This is a genomic window from Pseudomonas sp. DrBHI1, from assembly GCF_002205115.1.
Classification (GTDB): Bacteria; Pseudomonadota; Gammaproteobacteria; order Pseudomonadales; family Pseudomonadaceae; genus Aquipseudomonas; species Aquipseudomonas mosselii.
Genome location: NZ_NIBE01000066.1, coordinates 1 through 15,853, shown reverse-complemented (window position 1 = coordinate 15,853; position 15,853 = coordinate 1). Strand labels below are relative to the sequence as shown.

Sequence of the window (15,853 nt, the reverse complement as noted above, 5' to 3'; positions counted from 1 at the left end):
CCCGGCCGGCAGCGCCAGCGGCACCTTCACCATCACCGCCGCGGACGATGTATTCGTCGGCGGTCAGCCGACCATCAGCAACAAGATCACCGGCGTCACCGGCGCGGACAACTTCGAAAAACTGACCCTGGGTCAGAACGAAGTGAAGACTACCGTCACCGACGAGCCAGGTTCGGGCACCCCGGGCACCGGCAACCAGGGCGATAAGGTCTCGGTCACCATCGTCGGCAACGGCAACGTCACCGAAGACCAGCAGCCGTCGTTCACCGTCAAGGTCAGCCAGAAGCTGACGCAGGACCTGACCGTGACCCTGAGCAACGGTGCCAAGGTGATCATCCCGGCCGGCCAGACACAGGTCGAGTACAAGGCCGCCGCCCAGGGCGACGACGTGTTCAAGGATGGCAGCTCGCTGACCGTCGGCATCACCGATGCCACGGTCACCGGCAAGACCTTCGAGAATCTGGAACTGGGCGGCAACGCCACCGTGCAGATCAGCGACACCATCAGTGAAGTGGTCGCCACCCTGTCCGCCGACAAGACCACCGTCACCGAAGGCGGCCAGGTCACCTACACCGTGACCCTGACCAACGCCCAGGGCCTGTCGGTCAACGGCCACAATGGCCTGACCTTCACCCTGACCGACGGCACCAAGGTCACCATCCCGGCCGGCAGCGCCAGCGGCACCTTCACCATCACTGCCAAGGACGACCCGTACGTCGGTGGCCAGCCGAACATCGTCAACAAGATCGAATCGGTCACCGGCGGCGACAACTTCGAGAAGCTGACCCTGGGCAGCAACACCGTCACCACCAGCGTCACCGACGAGCCGAGCGGCCAGGGCGACCTGACCACCGTCGGCATCAGCGGCGACACCTCGGTGACCGAAGGTGACACCGCCCACTACAACCTGACCCTGAGCAACCCGTCGAAGTCCGAGGTGACCATCACCTTGACCTACAGCGGCACCGCCACCGACGGCCAGGACTTCACCGGCGTGGTCACCGTGAAGATCCCGGCGGGCAGCAGCGGCACCACCTTCGACATCAAGACCATCGACGACAAGCTGGTCGAGGGCTCGGAGAACTTCACGGTCAAGATCAGCGGCGCCGCGGGCGGCGGCTTCGAGAACCTGCAGGTCGACGCCGGCAAGTCCAGCGTCACCACCACCATCATCGACAACGACCACGCGCCGGTGTCGACCGGTGGCGCCGTGACCGGCAGCGAAGACACCGACTACGTGTTCAAGTGGGGCGACTTCAACGTCAGTGACGCCGATGGCAACACCGGCCTGTCGGTGACCATCAGCAAGCTGCCGGACCTGGGCAGCCTGAAGTTCTTCAACGGCACCTCGTGGGTCGATGTGTCGCTGAACCAGAACATCAGCCAGGCCGACATCGCCGCCGGCAAGCTCAAGTTCGTGCCACTGGCCAACCAGTCGGGCGTCGACGGCTATGGTGGCAGCGGCGTGGGCAACAAGCAGGCCGACTACGCGCAGATCAAGTACAAGCCCAACGACGGCACCAACGCCGGCGGCGAAGTGACCATGAAGGTCGATATCGCGCCAGTGGCCGACAAGCCTGACCTGAACATCGGCAACAACAACGTCAACTCCATCGGCCTGCTCAAGGAAACCTGGAACAGCCTCACCGGCCTGGGTAACAACGGCAACGGCATCACCGGCGATGCGCTGAAGAACGTCTTCGCCAACTCCGGCAATGCCAGCAAGAGCGAGACCGTCACCGGCGTCGACACGGTCGCCACCGTGACGCCTGGCACGGGCTCGAAGACCTCCGGCCTGATCTACCTGGAAGCCGGCAAGACCTATGCGTTCAGCGGCACCGCCGACGACAGCCTGCAGATCGTCGTGGGTGGCAAGAACGTCGCCAGCGGCACCTGGGGCTCAGGCAGCGGCGCCATCTCCGGCAGCTTCACCCCGACCACCAGCGGCTACTACACCCTGGAGATCTACAACGCCAACCAGGCCGGCCCCGGCAGCCTGGACGTCAACATCAAGGTGGGCAACGGCGCGGTCACCGACCTCAACAGCTCGAACATCCCGATGTACCCGAGCGTCAAGGACCTGACCAACGCCGGCGTGACCGTCGGCGACCTGCACGGTAGCAACAACCAGGGCTACTACGACGGCTACAAGCTCAACGAAGGCAGTGAGAACGGCGCCCCGGTCAAGCTGGTGGGCATCAGCACCAACCTGACCGACACCGACGGCTCCGAATCCCTGAGCATCAAGCTCAGCGGCATCCCGGCAGGCTCTGTGCTGGCCGACAACGCCGGCCACACCATCACCGTCGGCAAGGACGCGGTGGACGTCACCGGCTGGAACCTGGGTGGCCTGACCATCAAGCCACCGGCCTACTACGCCGGCCAGTTCGACGTGAAGGTCAGCTCGACCTCCACCGAGAGCGTCGGCGGCAGCACCGCGACCAGCGAAGGCACCATCAAGGTCACGGTCTACCCGCAGTCCTACACCACCAGCAACCTGTCCTCGGACAGCGACAACATCACCGGTACCGACGGCAACGATGTGGTGGTGGCCGACGTCACCGGCCTGCACGTGGTGCCAGGCCAGGACTACAACCTCGCCTTCATCGTCGACACCTCGGGCAGCATGGGCTCGTCCGGCGTGGATGCGGCGAAGAAGTCCCTGGAATCGGTGTTCAAGACCCTGGCCGCCAGCGTCAAGGGCGACCAGTCGGGTACCGTGAACATCCTCCTGGTGGACTTCGCCACCCAGGTCAAGAGCAACGTTGCGGTGACCCTGAACGATGCAGGCCTGCAAACCTTGCTCAATGCCCTGAACACGCTCAATGCCAACGGCGGCACCAACTACGAGGATGCCTTCAAGACCACCGCCAACTGGTTCCAGTCTCTCAAGGCCGCAGGGAATACCGGCAGCAACCAGACCTTCTTCATTACCGATGGCCAGCCGACCTACTACCAGGCCAACGAGCAAGGCAACCCAAACCTGGGCACTAGCGGTAACAGCTTCGACAGCTACCTGGCCTCCATCAATTACAAGGCTGGCATGACGGTCAGCAAGTACCTGGACAACACGAACTACATCACCATCGGGAGCGACGGAGCGCTGACCGTACAGACCTATGGCCGGGGAGGCTGGAGTACAACGCTATCGGGTGACATTCGCGCCGACGGTATTGGTGGCTATGAACTGTCGACACGCGGAGGAAGTGGATCCAGCACAAGCACCACCACCACGAACAACTCGCAGGACAGCTTCAAGCTGCTCTCGGGCCTGTCCGAGGTCGAGGCCATCGGCCTCAACAACGGCGTCAACACCAACGACCTGAAACCGTACGACACCGACGGCAAGCCGCAGACCAACATCGACCCGAGCAAGCTGGCCGAGGCGATCCTCGGCCATACCGAAGTCACCCAGCCGGGCAACGACACGGTCAATGGCGGCGACGGCAATGACATCATCTTTGGCGACCTGATGGTCTTCGACGGTGTTGCCGGCACCGGTGTCGAGGCGATCCGCGGCTATGTCGCCGACAAGCTGGGCGTCGACTCGGGCAGCGTGGACGCGCGGGCGATGCACAAGTACATCACCGAGAACTACGCCGAGTTCGATGTCTCGCGTAGCAACGACGGCGCCGATACCCTGCTGGGCGGCAACGGCAACGACATCATCTTCGGCCAGGGTGGCAACGACTACATCGACGGCGGCAAGGGCAACGACATTCTGCTCGGTGGCACCGGCAACGACACCCTGCTCGGCGGCGAAGGCAACGACATCCTGTTTGGCGGTGCCGGCAATGACATCCTCATCGGCGGCAAGGGCGACGACATCATGACCGGCGGCAGCGGTGCCGACACCTTCGTGTGGAAGGCCGGCGACCTGGGCAAGGACGTGATCAAGGACTTCAAGGCCAGCGAAGGCGACCGCCTCGACCTGAGCGACCTGCTCCAGGGCGAGAAGGCCAGCACCATCGACAACTTCCTGAAGATCACCACGGTCAATGGCGAGTCGACCCTGCAGGTCAGCACCGAAGGCAAGCTCAACGCCGCCGGCGGCCTGGCCAACGCCGACGTGACCATCAAGCTCGAGGGCGTGAACTGGTCCAACACCACGATCAACTCGTTGATCAGCGGCGCCGACCCGACCATCAAGATCGACAACTCCAACAGCTGATCCCCCTCCCCGACCACGGCCCGCAAGGGCCGGCGTCGGGGCGCGGGCTTTTCCAGCCATCCCTTCACGCGCATACTCGTGCACCGGGCTTACATGCCCGGTGAACTTTGCCTATGCTGCTGACTACCAAAAAGGATTCATCGTGACGAGGGACGCCGCCATGTTCTACGTGCAACGCGACGCCGAAGGCCAGTTGCTGCGGGTGGAAGCCGCCGCGTTTGACGGTTTTACCGACATGGTCCCGGCAGACAATGCCGAGATCCAGGAATGGTTCGCCGACGACGTTGTCGAGAACAGCCTCAAGCAGCTCAAGCAGAGCGACCTGGACATGATCCGGGTACTGGAGGACCTGATCGAGGTGTTGACCGCCAAGGGCGTGTTCAGCATCACCGACCTGCCACCGGGCGCCCAGGCCAAGCTGCTCAACCGCTCCACCGCACGCAAGGCGCTGGGCGGCCTGAACAACCTGATCGAGGAAGACGAGGACGGCGGGTTGATCTGATCAAACGGCCATTGTTTGCGCCTGTGGTATTGGCCTGCCCCGTTCCCACAGGCTTTAACTTAACGCCAGGGCGCCGGCCCACCGACCAGTTGCCCCTGGATCCCCTGCACACCCATCTCCCGTAGTACCTTCAGCTCCCCTTCGGTCTCTACCCGCTCGGCGATCAACGGCAGGTCGATGCTGTGCGCCGCGCGCTGGATGGCCTCGATGAACAGGCGCTTGTGCCGCTCCTGGTCGATGTTGCGGATGTAGCCACCGTCGATCTTCAGGTAGGCCAGCCCCAGGTGGGCGAGGTTGCCGATCATGCTGAAGCGCCCGCCGAAGCGCTGCAGCGCCAGGCTGAAGCCCAGTGCGCGCAGGCGTCGGGTCAGTTGTTCCAGCGCCGACTGCTCGGGCAATTGCTCTTCGCCGATCTCGAAGGTCAGCCGCCGCCCCAGCGCCCCATGCTGCCCAAGCAGCTCGTAAACCCGCTGCAGCGCCTGGGGGTCGGCCAGGGTCGCGGCCGACAGGTTCAGCGCCAGCGCCTCACCATGCCCCTGCAAGTGCTTGAGCACTTTTTCCAACACCAGCAGGTCCAGCCGCGCCATCCAGCCGAAGCGCTCCAGCCACGGCAGGAAACGGCCGGCCGCCAGGGCTTCGCCCTGCTCGTCGTGCAGGCGCGAGATGACCTTGTAGTGCAGCACCCGCTCCGGCGCCCTGGCATCCACGACCGGCTGGAAGAACAGCTCGAACTGGCCCTTGCCCAACGCCTGGTCCAGGCGCGTGTGCCAGGCGTGGTGGCTGTCGGCGGCCTGGCCTGCGGCGCCCTGCTCCAAGCATACCCACCCCGGCGCGGGCTGGCTCTCGGCGCGGGCCAGGGCCTCGTCGGCGAGCTTGAGCAACGCTGGCGGGGCATCCCCAGGACTGTAGGGCGCCAGGCCGATGCAGGCCACCGGGTCGACATCGCTGGCGCCGGTCTCGTGCAAGCTCTGCAAGGTGGTTTCCAGGGCCTGGGCCAACTGGATCGCCTCGTCATGCACCATGCCCGGCGCCAACACCGCGAACTCGCCGCCACGGCTACGGGTGATCAGGTCATTGGTTTCGGGGAAGTTCGCACAGGTGCGGCGCAACTGCTCGCCCACCGCCTGCAGCAACTGGTCGGTGCGCTGGCCCCCCAGGCGCGCGTTCAGGCCCGCCAGGTCCTGGACACGCAGCAACAGGAGGTAGCCGGCCCGGGCCTCCTCCAGGTTGCTGACCCGGGCATTGAGCTGCATTTCGAAGTAACGGCGGTTGGCCAGCCCGGTGAGGCTGTCCTGGTACGACTCGGCACGCAGTTTCTCGCTGCGCTCGGCCTGCTCGGTGAACAGCGCCTTGAGCTTCTCGACCATCTGGTTCATCGCCTGCACCACCCGGCGCAGCTCGGGCGTACGCGGCAACTCCGGCAGGCTGAGGAACTCACGGCGGGCAATGGCGTGGGACTGCGCCACCATGTAGTCGAGCGGCCTCAGCTGGCGACGCAGCAGCAGGGCCCCGAGCACCGCGCTCGCCGCGCCGCACAACAACAGCCAGCCCAGGCTGCCCAGAGCGCTCTGCCAGAGCTTGGCCAGGGCAAACATCGGATGGCTGATCACCTCGACCCGCGCCGCCTGCTGCCAGCCACGGCTGACAATGGCGTCACCGCCGGCCGGGTCCAGGCCGATCAGCTGGATGAACCAACCCGGCACGCCACCCGCGTCGGGCTCGGCATGACGCTCGACCAGCACGGCATTGGAGTCCAGGTCGATGACCTTGATGCTCGAATAGTAGCCACTGTCGAAGATCGAGCTGACCATCAGCTCGACCATCGCCGGATCGTCGATGTTCGGCGTCAGCGACAGCGCCAGCGCGGTCGCCGCATCCTGGGCATGGGAACGCAGCTGGTTGACGTACTGGCTGCGCGAGCTCTCCAGGCTGACCATGAAGCTGCCACTGAAGGCGACCACCAGGAACAGGCAAATGGCTAGCAGCAATTGTTTGAACAGTGACATCTGTGCTCCTTCAGTAAACCGGTTCGGCCGGGAACCCTTCGGCCTGCATTTTCTTCAGCAAGTCCTGCCACCGTGACAGGCGCTTGGTGTCCCCGACCTTCTTGTTGCCGCCAGCGCCGGTCAGCCACAGGCCCTCACCATTGAAGGCATACACCGGCAGCAGGTCGGTACGCTGGCTGGCCGGCTTGATGGCGTCCATCAGGCTGTCGAGCACCAGAGGCTGGGCCTGTGGGCTTGAATAATAGGTCAGGACCATGTGCGCACGGTTCTGGCGTAGGGCCTTGACGTAGGTGATGCGCAGCTTTTCCGCCGGGATGCCCATGCGCCGCAGGCTGAAATACTTGGCGATGGCATAGTCCTCACAATCGCCCGCGCCCTTGATCAGCGACTGCACCGGCGTAGCCCAGTAGTCCACCTCGTGCCACAGGTCGATGTCCTCGACATAGCGCAACTGTTTGTTGAAGAACAGGTTGACCACCTGCAACTGCTCCAGCTCGCTGCCCTGCTTCTGTGCCGTCAGCAGGTTCTGCCAGGCATCGATGCGTCCCTGGCCCGGGCCCAACGGGCCGTACAGGGCCTGCGCACGGCGGCTGATCTGCGAGAAGTCCCAATCCGCCTGGGTAGCGCCCAGCCACAGGCAGCCGAGCAGCACGGCAAGGCCGAGCCGGCGTACGGTCGCATTGAGGGGCCAAGGTATCGCCACTGCGGACACCTGTTCAGATCAGTCGAAAGCAGCGATGGTGCGGGCTGACGCGGCAAAAGACAATGGCACCGGGTGCCTGTACTGCCAACTGTCGGCAAACCCGCTTCGTACAAGGGCTGGCGACCTTGGCCATCTTCCCAATGCCGGCAACTTGCTTCACGATAGCCGCGTTTCGTCAGTGCGCCATGGCGCACCGGCTTGATCAATCCGTTTGACAAGCGCCCCCTACCCTCACTAGGGTAATTGGATCCAATTTTCATGTTGCCGAGGCGAACCACGCGTGGCTGAGAAACCCAAACTCCTGAGCACCGTGCTGGGCAGCGAGCAGGTACCGCCGCACCTGGCCCGCAGTGTCATAGAAGAGCGCCTGCGCAGTGCCATCCTCGACGGCCGCCTGCCACCGGGCACCGCCGTGCGCCAGCAAGAGCTGGCGACCCTGTTCGGCGTCAGCCGCATGCCTGTGCGCGAGGCCCTGCGCCAGCTCGAGGCCCAGTCCCTGCTGCAGGTGGTGATGCACAAAGGTGCCGTGGTGGCGCCACTGATCGGCGAGGATGCCGTCGACACCTACGCCTTGCGCGTGCTGCTCGAGACCGAGGCGCTGCGCCAGTCGATCCCCTTGCTCGATGCCGAGGACATCGCCCAGGCCAGGGGGTATATCCGCCAGCTCGAAAGCGAGACCCGTCACGCCGAAATCGGCCGGCTCAACCGTTTGTTCCACATGGCCCTCTACAGCAAGGCGCAGAACCAGAAGCTACTGCGCATGATCGAGATCGAGCTCAACGAAGAGGAACGCTTCCTGCGCTTCCACCTATCTTCGATGGGGCTGGGCAAGCTCACCCAGGACGATCACATCGCCCTGGTCGACGCCGCCAGCGACAAACTGGTGGACAAAGCCATCGAGCTCCTGGAAGAGCACCTGAACCACGCCGCGCGCACCATCAGGAGCTACCTCGACAGGCAATCGGGCAACTGATCCTGCTCAACCGCGCAGCCGACCTCAACGACCGCGTCGCTGCGCAGACACGATCCGCCACAAGGAACGGCAGTGCACGTGCAGACGCGACAGGAAATCACGCCCGACCAGCCGTCCAGGATCCGCTTGATCTGCCTGGCCAGCACCCGGCAACAACTTGCCCAGTATCGTACTTGGGCAAGAACCCTCAGCGACCCCATCGAACTGGTCGCGGTCGATGTCCCGAGCATTGCCGACCTGGAACACTCCGCCGCACTGCCCGTGGCCGGGCGCCTGACCCTGGCCCTGCGCGAGCAGCTTGAGCCTTACCTTACACAACCCCACGCCATGTTCGCTCAAGGGTTGGGCGCGCACATCGCCCTAGCCCTGATGCAACAGGTGCAGGAGGCGAGTCCGGGGCAAACCCGTCACTTGTTTGTTTCAAGCTGTGACAGCCCGCAGTTCAGTACCAGCAACCTTCCATTGCACGTGCCGATGACCGTGCTCTACCCGCCTGGCTCCCTGGCGGCGATGCTCGGCTGGCACAGACTGGTAAGGCGAGAGCTGGAGCTGATTGAATTGCCGGGGCAATCGGTCGATGCCTCGCTGCTCAACCAGCGTCTGGTGCGCATCTTCAACAGCCACCTCGGGCTGCTCAGCTACTAACCCTCCCCTCCTGCCATCCACACGCTGATCAGGGTATTTCCACTGCCCGGTCCGTCGCAGGCCATGGCAGTGCCAGCATTTTGGGCACACTCTACTCCCCGCAGCGGCCGCTGATCATCAGACGTGGACCTGGCCGCCTGCCTCCTCATTCACCTGCAGAAGGAATCTGGCACCAGGGCAAGGACCGCACGCGATCAGCCGCCCTCCAATAGTCACTCTCCCATCTCCGTTCATCAGTGCTCCGAGTGAGGCATTCACTCTGTGTCTATTTTTCTGATCGTTATTTATCGGAAGGAGCACATATTGCCAAAATAAAACTTACTCAAAGTTTTATTAGGACACTTATATTTCAAGAAAAGTCCGAGCGCAAAATAATCAAAAAAACAATTGCGACAAACTTTGAAGTTGTTCTAACTTTTATAGCGCCAGCCAAGGGCGGCCAGGCATCACCGTGGACGCCTTGCCAGACAAGCCCTGCCGGCCCCTAATCGTTGTTCGATGTCGAAATTTCATTCGAGGCATCACTTCGCCTGGAATTTATATAACGAGCAATGTGCAGAGCAACTTAACCCCTGAATGCCATCCATAACGGACCTCATCATGAGCACATTGAAGCGCACACTTTCCGACAAGAAACATGAACTTTCCCTGCACCCACTCTTTTCCGAAATCGACTCGCTGCAGACACTGCGCCGGTTCATGGAAACCCATGTTTTCGCAGTCTGGGACTTCATGTCACTGACCAAGCGCCTGCAGCAGGAGCTGACCTGCGTCAGCCTGCCCTGGCTACCGCCGGCGGACCCGGCCGCTGCGCGTCTGATCAACGAGATCGTGCTGGGCGAAGAATCGGACGACCGCCTCGACCACGGCCACTACAGCCACTTCGAGCTGTACCTGGATGCCATGCGCGAAGTCGGTGCCAGCACCCAGGCCATTGATCGCTTCATCACCCTGCAGCAGCAGGGCATCACGGCCATCGATGCCCTGCTGCGCTGCGGTGCCAGTGAGGCCGCCCAGCGATTCGTCCGCGACACCCTCGAGGTGGCCCTCGACGCACCGGCCCACCGGGTCGCGGCCGCCTTCCTGCACGGCCGGGAAAGCGTGATTCCGGCGATGTTCCAGCAGATCCTCGACGAGTGGGGCATCGGCACCGAGCAGGCGCCGACCTTCCGTTACTACCTGCAGCGCCACATCGAAGTGGACTCCGAAGACCACGGGCCTGCCGCCGAACAGTTGCTGGCCCGCCTGGTCGACCACGACCCGCTGCGCCAGGAAGACGTCTACGTGGCCGCCATCGCCGCAGTGGACAGCCGCATGGCGCTGTGGGACCGCCTGCGGGCCTCGCTGCAGACGCCTGTCGCCGAGGTCACCCAATGAACGCCCTCGAGTACCGCTCCTTTGCCGAGGCCTGGGAGGCTCGGGCGACCATACGCACCCGGCCCCGGCGCCTGGTGGAGGATGACCAGCGACTGATCTACCCCCTGAGCCGCCAACCCCTGGTGCTCGGCGCGACGTTCCAGCGCGAATGTCCGCAGTTGCGTGATTTCGTGCTGGTGCAAAGCCTCTACAAGTTCATCAACGATGTGGTGATCTTCGAGACCGAAATCGTCGACCGCACCGCCCGGCGCATCGCCAAGGATCGCTTTGCCGTGCGGTTCCCGTTCGCCTGCCGCTACGACGCGATGACCGTGGTGGTGGACGAGGACTATCACGCCCTGGTGGCGATGGACTTCCTGCAGCAGACCATCGCCCTGACCGGCATCGAGCCGATCGCCCTGCCCCAGGAGATCGAACTCAGCCGCGCCATTCCGGCCGTGCTGGACCAGGTGCCCGAGGGCCTGCGCGATGCGCTGGAACTGATCTGCGTGGGCATCGCCGAGAACACCCTGACCGACGATGTCGCGGCCTTTGCCAAGGACGACTCGGTCAAGCCCTCGGTGAAGGGACTGATGGCCGATCACCTGCTGGACGAAGGCCGTCATTCCAGCTTCTGGGCGCGGCTGACGCGCATCTACTGGCACACCGCGCCAGAGACGGATCGTCAGGCGATCGCCAAGGTGCTGCCGCTGTTCCTGCGCCAATACCTGACCAGCGACATCCAGCAGGCTTTCGACTGCGCCCTGATCGCTGCTTTGCCGGTGAACGAAACGGTGCGCCAGGCCTTGCGCGATGAAGCGCAAGGCCTGGCCTACCCAATCAACCACCAGCATCCGCTGCTGGGCAACATCCTGCGTTTCTTCCGCAGCAGCTCGATGCTCGAGTCGCCCTGTGTGCAAGACGCCCTGCGCGACTACCTGCCCTGAGGACCTGGATATGAGACGCCTCGACATACTCCTGGTGGGCAACAGTCCCACCCTGAAGGCATTCGCCCGCCTCCTTGATGAGCACGGCCATGGCCCGGCCACCGTCGACAGCGGGCAAGCCTTGCGCCAGCGGCTGTCGGTCCGGCCAGACCTGGTGGTGGAAGACGGCAGCCTGATACTCGGCAGCAGCGACTGGCAGCCTCTGGGTGACACGCCGCTGCTCAGGCTGCGCCTGGGCGCCAGCTTCGCCGAGCCCCTGCCACAACTGGAAGCCCTGTGCTGGTGCGGCAGTGCCAGCGCCCAGCGGCTGATTCAGCGAGCAGCGATCCACACGCCAAGCTCCGGCAACGGCCAGCAGTTGTGTGAAGACGCCCTGCAGGCCTTGTGTGATCAACTGGCCCTGCAAGTCACCCGTTTTGCCCGCAATCCGGCGCATCTGCAGGAAGCGCCCGCAGTAAGCCCCGGCGACCAGGAGCGCGAGCATAGCCTGGACTGGCTGGAGGCACTGGCCTTCCGCCATCCATTCAACCGCACACTGCGCGCCGACCTGCTGGAGCAGGCCGAAACGAGCCTGGTCGAGACACTGGAGCACAGCCTGCGCCTGCATGCCGAACGCTTCGCCCTGAACCATGGCGGCCAGCGCTCCAGCTATCGCCAGTTGCATGCCCGCACCGTCGCCATCCAGCAGGCCCTGGTACCGCTGCTGCCTGAACCCGGCGAACAGCCACCGGTGGTCGCCGTGTGCATGGACAAGTCGCCTGACCTCTATGCCAGCCTGCTGGCGGTGCTGGGCTGTGCGGCCATCTACCTGCCGCTGGACCCGGCCACACCGGCCGAACGACGCCAGTCGATCCTCGAGGATGCCGGTGCCTGCATCGTGCTGCATGACGGGCATGTGCCTGTGGATATCCCCCATGTGGATGTTCGCAGCCTCGCTACGACACCGGGCATGCCGTTGCCTGGCCTGGCGCTGCGCCAGGCCGGCGCAGGGCAGGCGTGCGTGGCGATCTACACCTCCGGCACCACCGGCCAGCCCAAGGGCGTGCTGCTCAGCCAGCGCAACCTGGCGCACTTCATGGCCTGGTATCGCGAGCATGTGGCCCTGGACGGGCACAGCCGGGTGCTGCAGTTCTCCACCATCGGCTTCGATGCCTCGCTGCTGGACATCCTGCCGACCTTCCTCTGCGGTGCCGAGCTGGTAGTGCCCAGCGAGGACCAACGCCGTGATCCGCGGCAACTGGTACAACTTATCCACAGCCAGGAGGTCAGCCATGCGTTCCTGCCACCGGCCCTGCTGAGCATCCTGCCCCGCGATCTCCACCTCGGCCTGCGTCATCTGATCACTGGCGGCGACGTCTGTGAGCCGGAGGTCATCACCCGCCTGGCCGGCCAGTGCCGGATGCACAACATCTACGGGCCGACGGAAACCACCGTGCTGGCCACCACCCGGGTGTTCGCCAGCGGCGACAGCAACCGCAACCTGGGCCTGCCCATCGCCAACACCCAGGTGCTGATACTTGACCAGGATCTGCGACCGGTAGCGGAGCAGACCCCTGGCGAGCTGTACATCGCCGGGCCCGGTGTCGGCCTGGGCTATCTGAACAAGCCTGCACTGACCGCCGAACGCTTCGTCGAGCTGAGCCTGCCCGCAGGCCGCACGCTGCGAGCCTATCGCACCGGAGACATCGGCAAGTGGACCGCCCAAGGCATCGAGCTGTGCGGACGGCGTGACAACCAGGTGAAGATCCGAGGCTTCCGGGTCGAGCCCGAGGAGATCGAACACTGCCTGCGCGACAGTCACCTGTTCGCCCAGGTAGCGGTGGTGATCGACGCGCAGCGCCGGATCCTGGCCTTCCTCGCCCATCCGCAGCGGGCCGATGCGCAAGTCGTGTTGCGTGAGCATGCCGAGCGGCACCTACCCGACTACATGCGCCCGATGTTCTACCAGGTGCTGGAGCACATGCCCTATACGGCCAACGGCAAGGTGGACCGCCGGGCACTGTCGGCACGACCACTGCCCCTACCGACGAACGCGCGCATCGCACCGACGACCGAGACCGAGAAGCACCTGCTGCAGCTGTGGAGCGGGTTGCTGGAACTACCACCAGCCAACATCTCCATGGACGACAGCTTCTTCAATCTGGGCGGGCACTCGATCCTGCTGTCACGCCTGTTGCTGGAGGTAAGGGAACATTTCGGCCAAGGCGTGGCAATCAACCGTTTCATCGAGCAGCCGACCTTGCAGCGCCTGGGTGCGCTACTCGACGGCAACGATGATGCGCTGCAGACCTCCCTGGCGCGCCTGGAGCAGGACGCCAACCGCGATCTCGGCTTGCAGGTACTGCCGATGGAACGTCTGGGCGATGTGCACAAGGTCATCGTCACGGGGGCAAACAGCTTCCTTGGCGTGCACCTGGTCGAAGCTTTGCTGGAATGGGGCGCCACCGAAGTTGCCTGTCTGGTACGCCGAGCCGGTGGGCGGTCCGCCGAGGAGCGCTTCACCAAGGCCCTGCAGGACAACCACATCAACCTGGACCTGAGCCGCGTGCGGGTACTCGAGGCAGACCTGCGCAAGCCGCTGCTGGGCTTGTCCCAGGCCGATTACGACGACCTGGACAACCACTATGGCGCCTTGCTGCACAACGCCGCGCAGGTCAACCATGTGCTCGACTACGAGGTGCTGGCCGCCGACAACATCGAGCCGTTGTTCGAGTGCCTGCGGCTGTGCGAAGGCCGACGCAAGAAGATCTTCAACTTCGTCTCGACCCTGTCCGCGTGCAGCGCCGTGGACAACGATGGTCGCGTGCTGGAGAGCGATCCGGTCAGTACCCCGCCGATCTATATCCGTAATGGCTACAACCTGAGCAAGTGGGTCGGCGAGCGCATCCTCAGCCGCGCCCGCGAGCAGGGCGTGTGGGTCAACCTGTTCCGCCCGGGCAACATCACCTTCGACAGCCGCACGGGCGCCTGCCAGCCCCAGCGCAATCGACTGATGCTGATGCTCAAGGGTTCGCTGCAACTGGGCCAGGTGCCGGGGCTGGAGATCGACTTCGACCTCATGCCAGTGGACTTCCTGTCCCGTTTCATCGCCTTCCACAGCAGCCGCCACCAGGCTGGCCAATGCGTGTTCAACCTGCACAACCCCGAACCGCTGCGCTGGCGTGACTATCTGGCGTCGTTCCATGCGCAGGGCCATGCCTTCGAGCTGGTGAGCGTCGAGCAATGGCAGCGCCAGTTGGCCCGGGTCGACCGCGACAACGCGCTGTACGACGTCCTGGGCTTCTATCTGGACGGTTTCGAGGAAGACATCGGTGACATCTCCGGCATCGCCCACGACAACGCCCGTGCCGGCGTTCAGCGCATGGGCGCCCGTTACCCGAGCAAGGACCCGGCGCTGCTCAGCCGCGGCTGCCGCTACCTGGCCGACATCGGTTTTATCTGATCCCTTCAATCCACAACAGGAGCAACATCCCATGCAAACACTCAAACCCGACACCCTGATCCGCAACCCGCAAGGCTGCCTGGTGGTTTCCAGCGTCGAGATCGCCGCCCCAGCCGCCAGCGTGTGGAACATCGTCGGCAACTTCGCCGGCTTCCCGGTGTTCATCCCTGCGCTGGCGCACATCGAGATGACCGGCAGTGGCGTGCGCTCGGTGCGCAAGAAGCTGTTCAAGGATGGCAACGTGGTGATCGAGCAGTTGAACAGCCGTGACGAGCAGGCCATGCACATGACCTGGAGCCTGATCTACACCAGCCTGAATATCGGCAACCTGTGGGCTGCTATGCAAGTGCAGGTGATCGATGCCAACCGCAGCCGTGCGACCTGGACCATCCAGGCCGAGCCCTGGGAAGGTGGTCCGCAGGACCTGCCGGGATTCCAGGCGTTCCTGCAGGGCTTTGCCGACGAGGCGATGGGCAATGTGCGTAACCTACTGAGCTGAGATCACTGGCAGGGGCGTTTGCCCCGATAGCAAAAAGGCCGCTCCCAACCGGGAGCGGCCTTTTTTTGTCTTGGATGTCAGGGGTCGGGGGATGACTGTTCGGGCTGCGCTTTCGCGCAGGGTACAGGTTTTCAAGCATCAGCCCCGCGATCACCGGCGAAGCCGGTGCCATACACCGCATCGCGGGGCTAGCCCGCTCCCACGCTGCTGATGCTTGCAACTTTGTTCCCTGCGAGACAGCCCAGTCCAAGGCGCTGGGTTGTCTCATACAGCAATCACGTGCATTGGCACCCTGAAAAGACAAAGCCCCTGACCGCATCGCGATCAGGGGCTTCGGAATTGAATCTTGACGATGACCTACTCTCACATGGGGAAGCCCCACACTACCATCGGCGATGCATCGTTTCACTGCTGAGTTCGGGATGGGATCAGGTGGTTCCAATGCTCTATGGTCGTCAAGAAATTCTGTGTGCCGGTCCGTCCGAGGGACGTGCCAGCGAATCTCTGTACTCTCTACTTAAAGACAAAACCCCTACCTGCTCGCGCAGATAGGGGTTTTGCGAAATGAATCTTGACGATGACCTACTCTCACATGGGGAAGCCCCACAC

General features: G+C 63.8%; 10 protein-coding genes and 1 rRNA gene. 8 read left to right on the top strand and 3 right to left on the bottom strand.

All coding sequences use genetic code 11. The annotated features are described in order from the left end of the window. Together CC207_RS14910 and CC207_RS14905 are read left to right on the top strand one after the other, a co-directional pair. Positions 1-4,171, top strand: a 4,171-nt coding sequence (locus CC207_RS14910; protein WP_143496124.1) for an immunoglobulin-like domain-containing protein, incomplete at its 5' end; no start/stop codon positions are given. A gap of 160 nt (positions 4,172-4,331) precedes the next feature. Next, positions 4,332-4,673: a hypothetical protein gene (locus tag CC207_RS14905; protein WP_028693096.1), complete on the top strand. Its 342-nt coding sequence runs from the start codon at positions 4,332-4,334 to the stop codon at positions 4,671-4,673. 59 nt (positions 4,674-4,732) lie between these two features. Here the strand turns inward: CC207_RS14905 and lapD are convergent, their stop codons facing one another. Beyond that, on the bottom strand, positions 4,733-6,679 hold the full coding sequence (gene lapD, locus CC207_RS14900) for a cyclic di-GMP receptor LapD (RefSeq protein WP_028693095.1): 1,947 nt from the start codon (positions 6,677-6,679) through the stop codon (positions 4,733-4,735). A 10-nt stretch (positions 6,680-6,689) separates the two neighbouring features. Further along, positions 6,690-7,391, bottom strand: coding sequence for a cysteine protease LapG (lapG, locus tag CC207_RS14895; protein WP_232854099.1), 702 nt, complete (start codon positions 7,389-7,391; stop codon positions 6,690-6,692). Positions 7,392-7,662: 271 nt separating this feature from the next. Between lapG and CC207_RS14890 the strand changes: the two genes are divergently transcribed. The 6 genes from CC207_RS14890 (at position 7,663) to CC207_RS14865 (ending at position 15,244) form a co-directional block, all read left to right on the top strand. Then, positions 7,663-8,355, top strand: coding sequence for a GntR family transcriptional regulator (locus CC207_RS14890; protein WP_028693093.1), 693 nt, complete (start codon positions 7,663-7,665; stop codon positions 8,353-8,355). A 78-nt stretch (positions 8,356-8,433) separates the two neighbouring features. Then, positions 8,434-9,000, top strand: a complete 567-nt coding sequence (locus CC207_RS14885; RefSeq protein WP_139121101.1) for a hypothetical protein — start codon at positions 8,434-8,436, stop codon at positions 8,998-9,000. A 600-nt stretch (positions 9,001-9,600) separates the two neighbouring features. Beyond that, positions 9,601-10,377, top strand: coding sequence for a DUF3050 domain-containing protein (locus CC207_RS14880; RefSeq protein ID WP_028693091.1), 777 nt, complete (start codon positions 9,601-9,603; stop codon positions 10,375-10,377). Further along, entirely contained in the window at positions 10,374-11,303 is a 930-nt protein-coding gene (locus CC207_RS14875) for a diiron oxygenase (protein WP_028693090.1), read from the top strand. The genes CC207_RS14880 and CC207_RS14875 overlap by 4 nt, the downstream gene beginning before the upstream one ends. Before the next feature lie 10 nt (positions 11,304-11,313). Then, on the top strand, positions 11,314-14,745 hold the full coding sequence (locus CC207_RS14870) for a non-ribosomal peptide synthetase (protein WP_088852340.1): 3,432 nt from the start codon (positions 11,314-11,316) through the stop codon (positions 14,743-14,745). A gap of 31 nt (positions 14,746-14,776) precedes the next feature. Then, positions 14,777-15,244, top strand: a complete 468-nt coding sequence (locus CC207_RS14865; RefSeq protein ID WP_028693088.1) for an SRPBCC family protein — start codon at positions 14,777-14,779, stop codon at positions 15,242-15,244. A 344-nt stretch (positions 15,245-15,588) separates the two neighbouring features. Here CC207_RS14865 and rrf read toward each other — a convergent pair. After that, a 5S ribosomal RNA gene (gene rrf, locus CC207_RS14860) occupies positions 15,589-15,704 on the bottom strand. Positions 15,705-15,853 lie beyond the last annotated feature (149 nt).

What these genes read in the sequence shown, in the direction of transcription:
- CC207_RS14905 (WP_028693096.1), top strand. Translation starts at nt 4,332, where the DNA reads ATGTTCTACGTGCAACGCGACGCCGAAGGCCAGTTGCTGCGGGTGGAA.
- CC207_RS14875 (WP_028693090.1), top strand. Translation starts at nt 10,374, where the DNA reads ATGAACGCCCTCGAGTACCGCTCCTTTGCCGAGGCCTGGGAGGCTCGG.
- CC207_RS14870 (WP_088852340.1), top strand. Translation starts at nt 11,314, where the DNA reads ATGAGACGCCTCGACATACTCCTGGTGGGCAACAGTCCCACCCTGAAG.
- CC207_RS14880 (WP_028693091.1), top strand. Translation starts at nt 9,601, where the DNA reads ATGAGCACATTGAAGCGCACACTTTCCGACAAGAAACATGAACTTTCC.
- CC207_RS14865 (WP_028693088.1), top strand. Translation starts at nt 14,777, where the DNA reads ATGCAAACACTCAAACCCGACACCCTGATCCGCAACCCGCAAGGCTGC.
- lapD (WP_028693095.1), bottom strand. Translation starts at nt 6,679, where the DNA reads ATGTCACTGTTCAAACAATTGCTGCTAGCCATTTGCCTGTTCCTGGTG.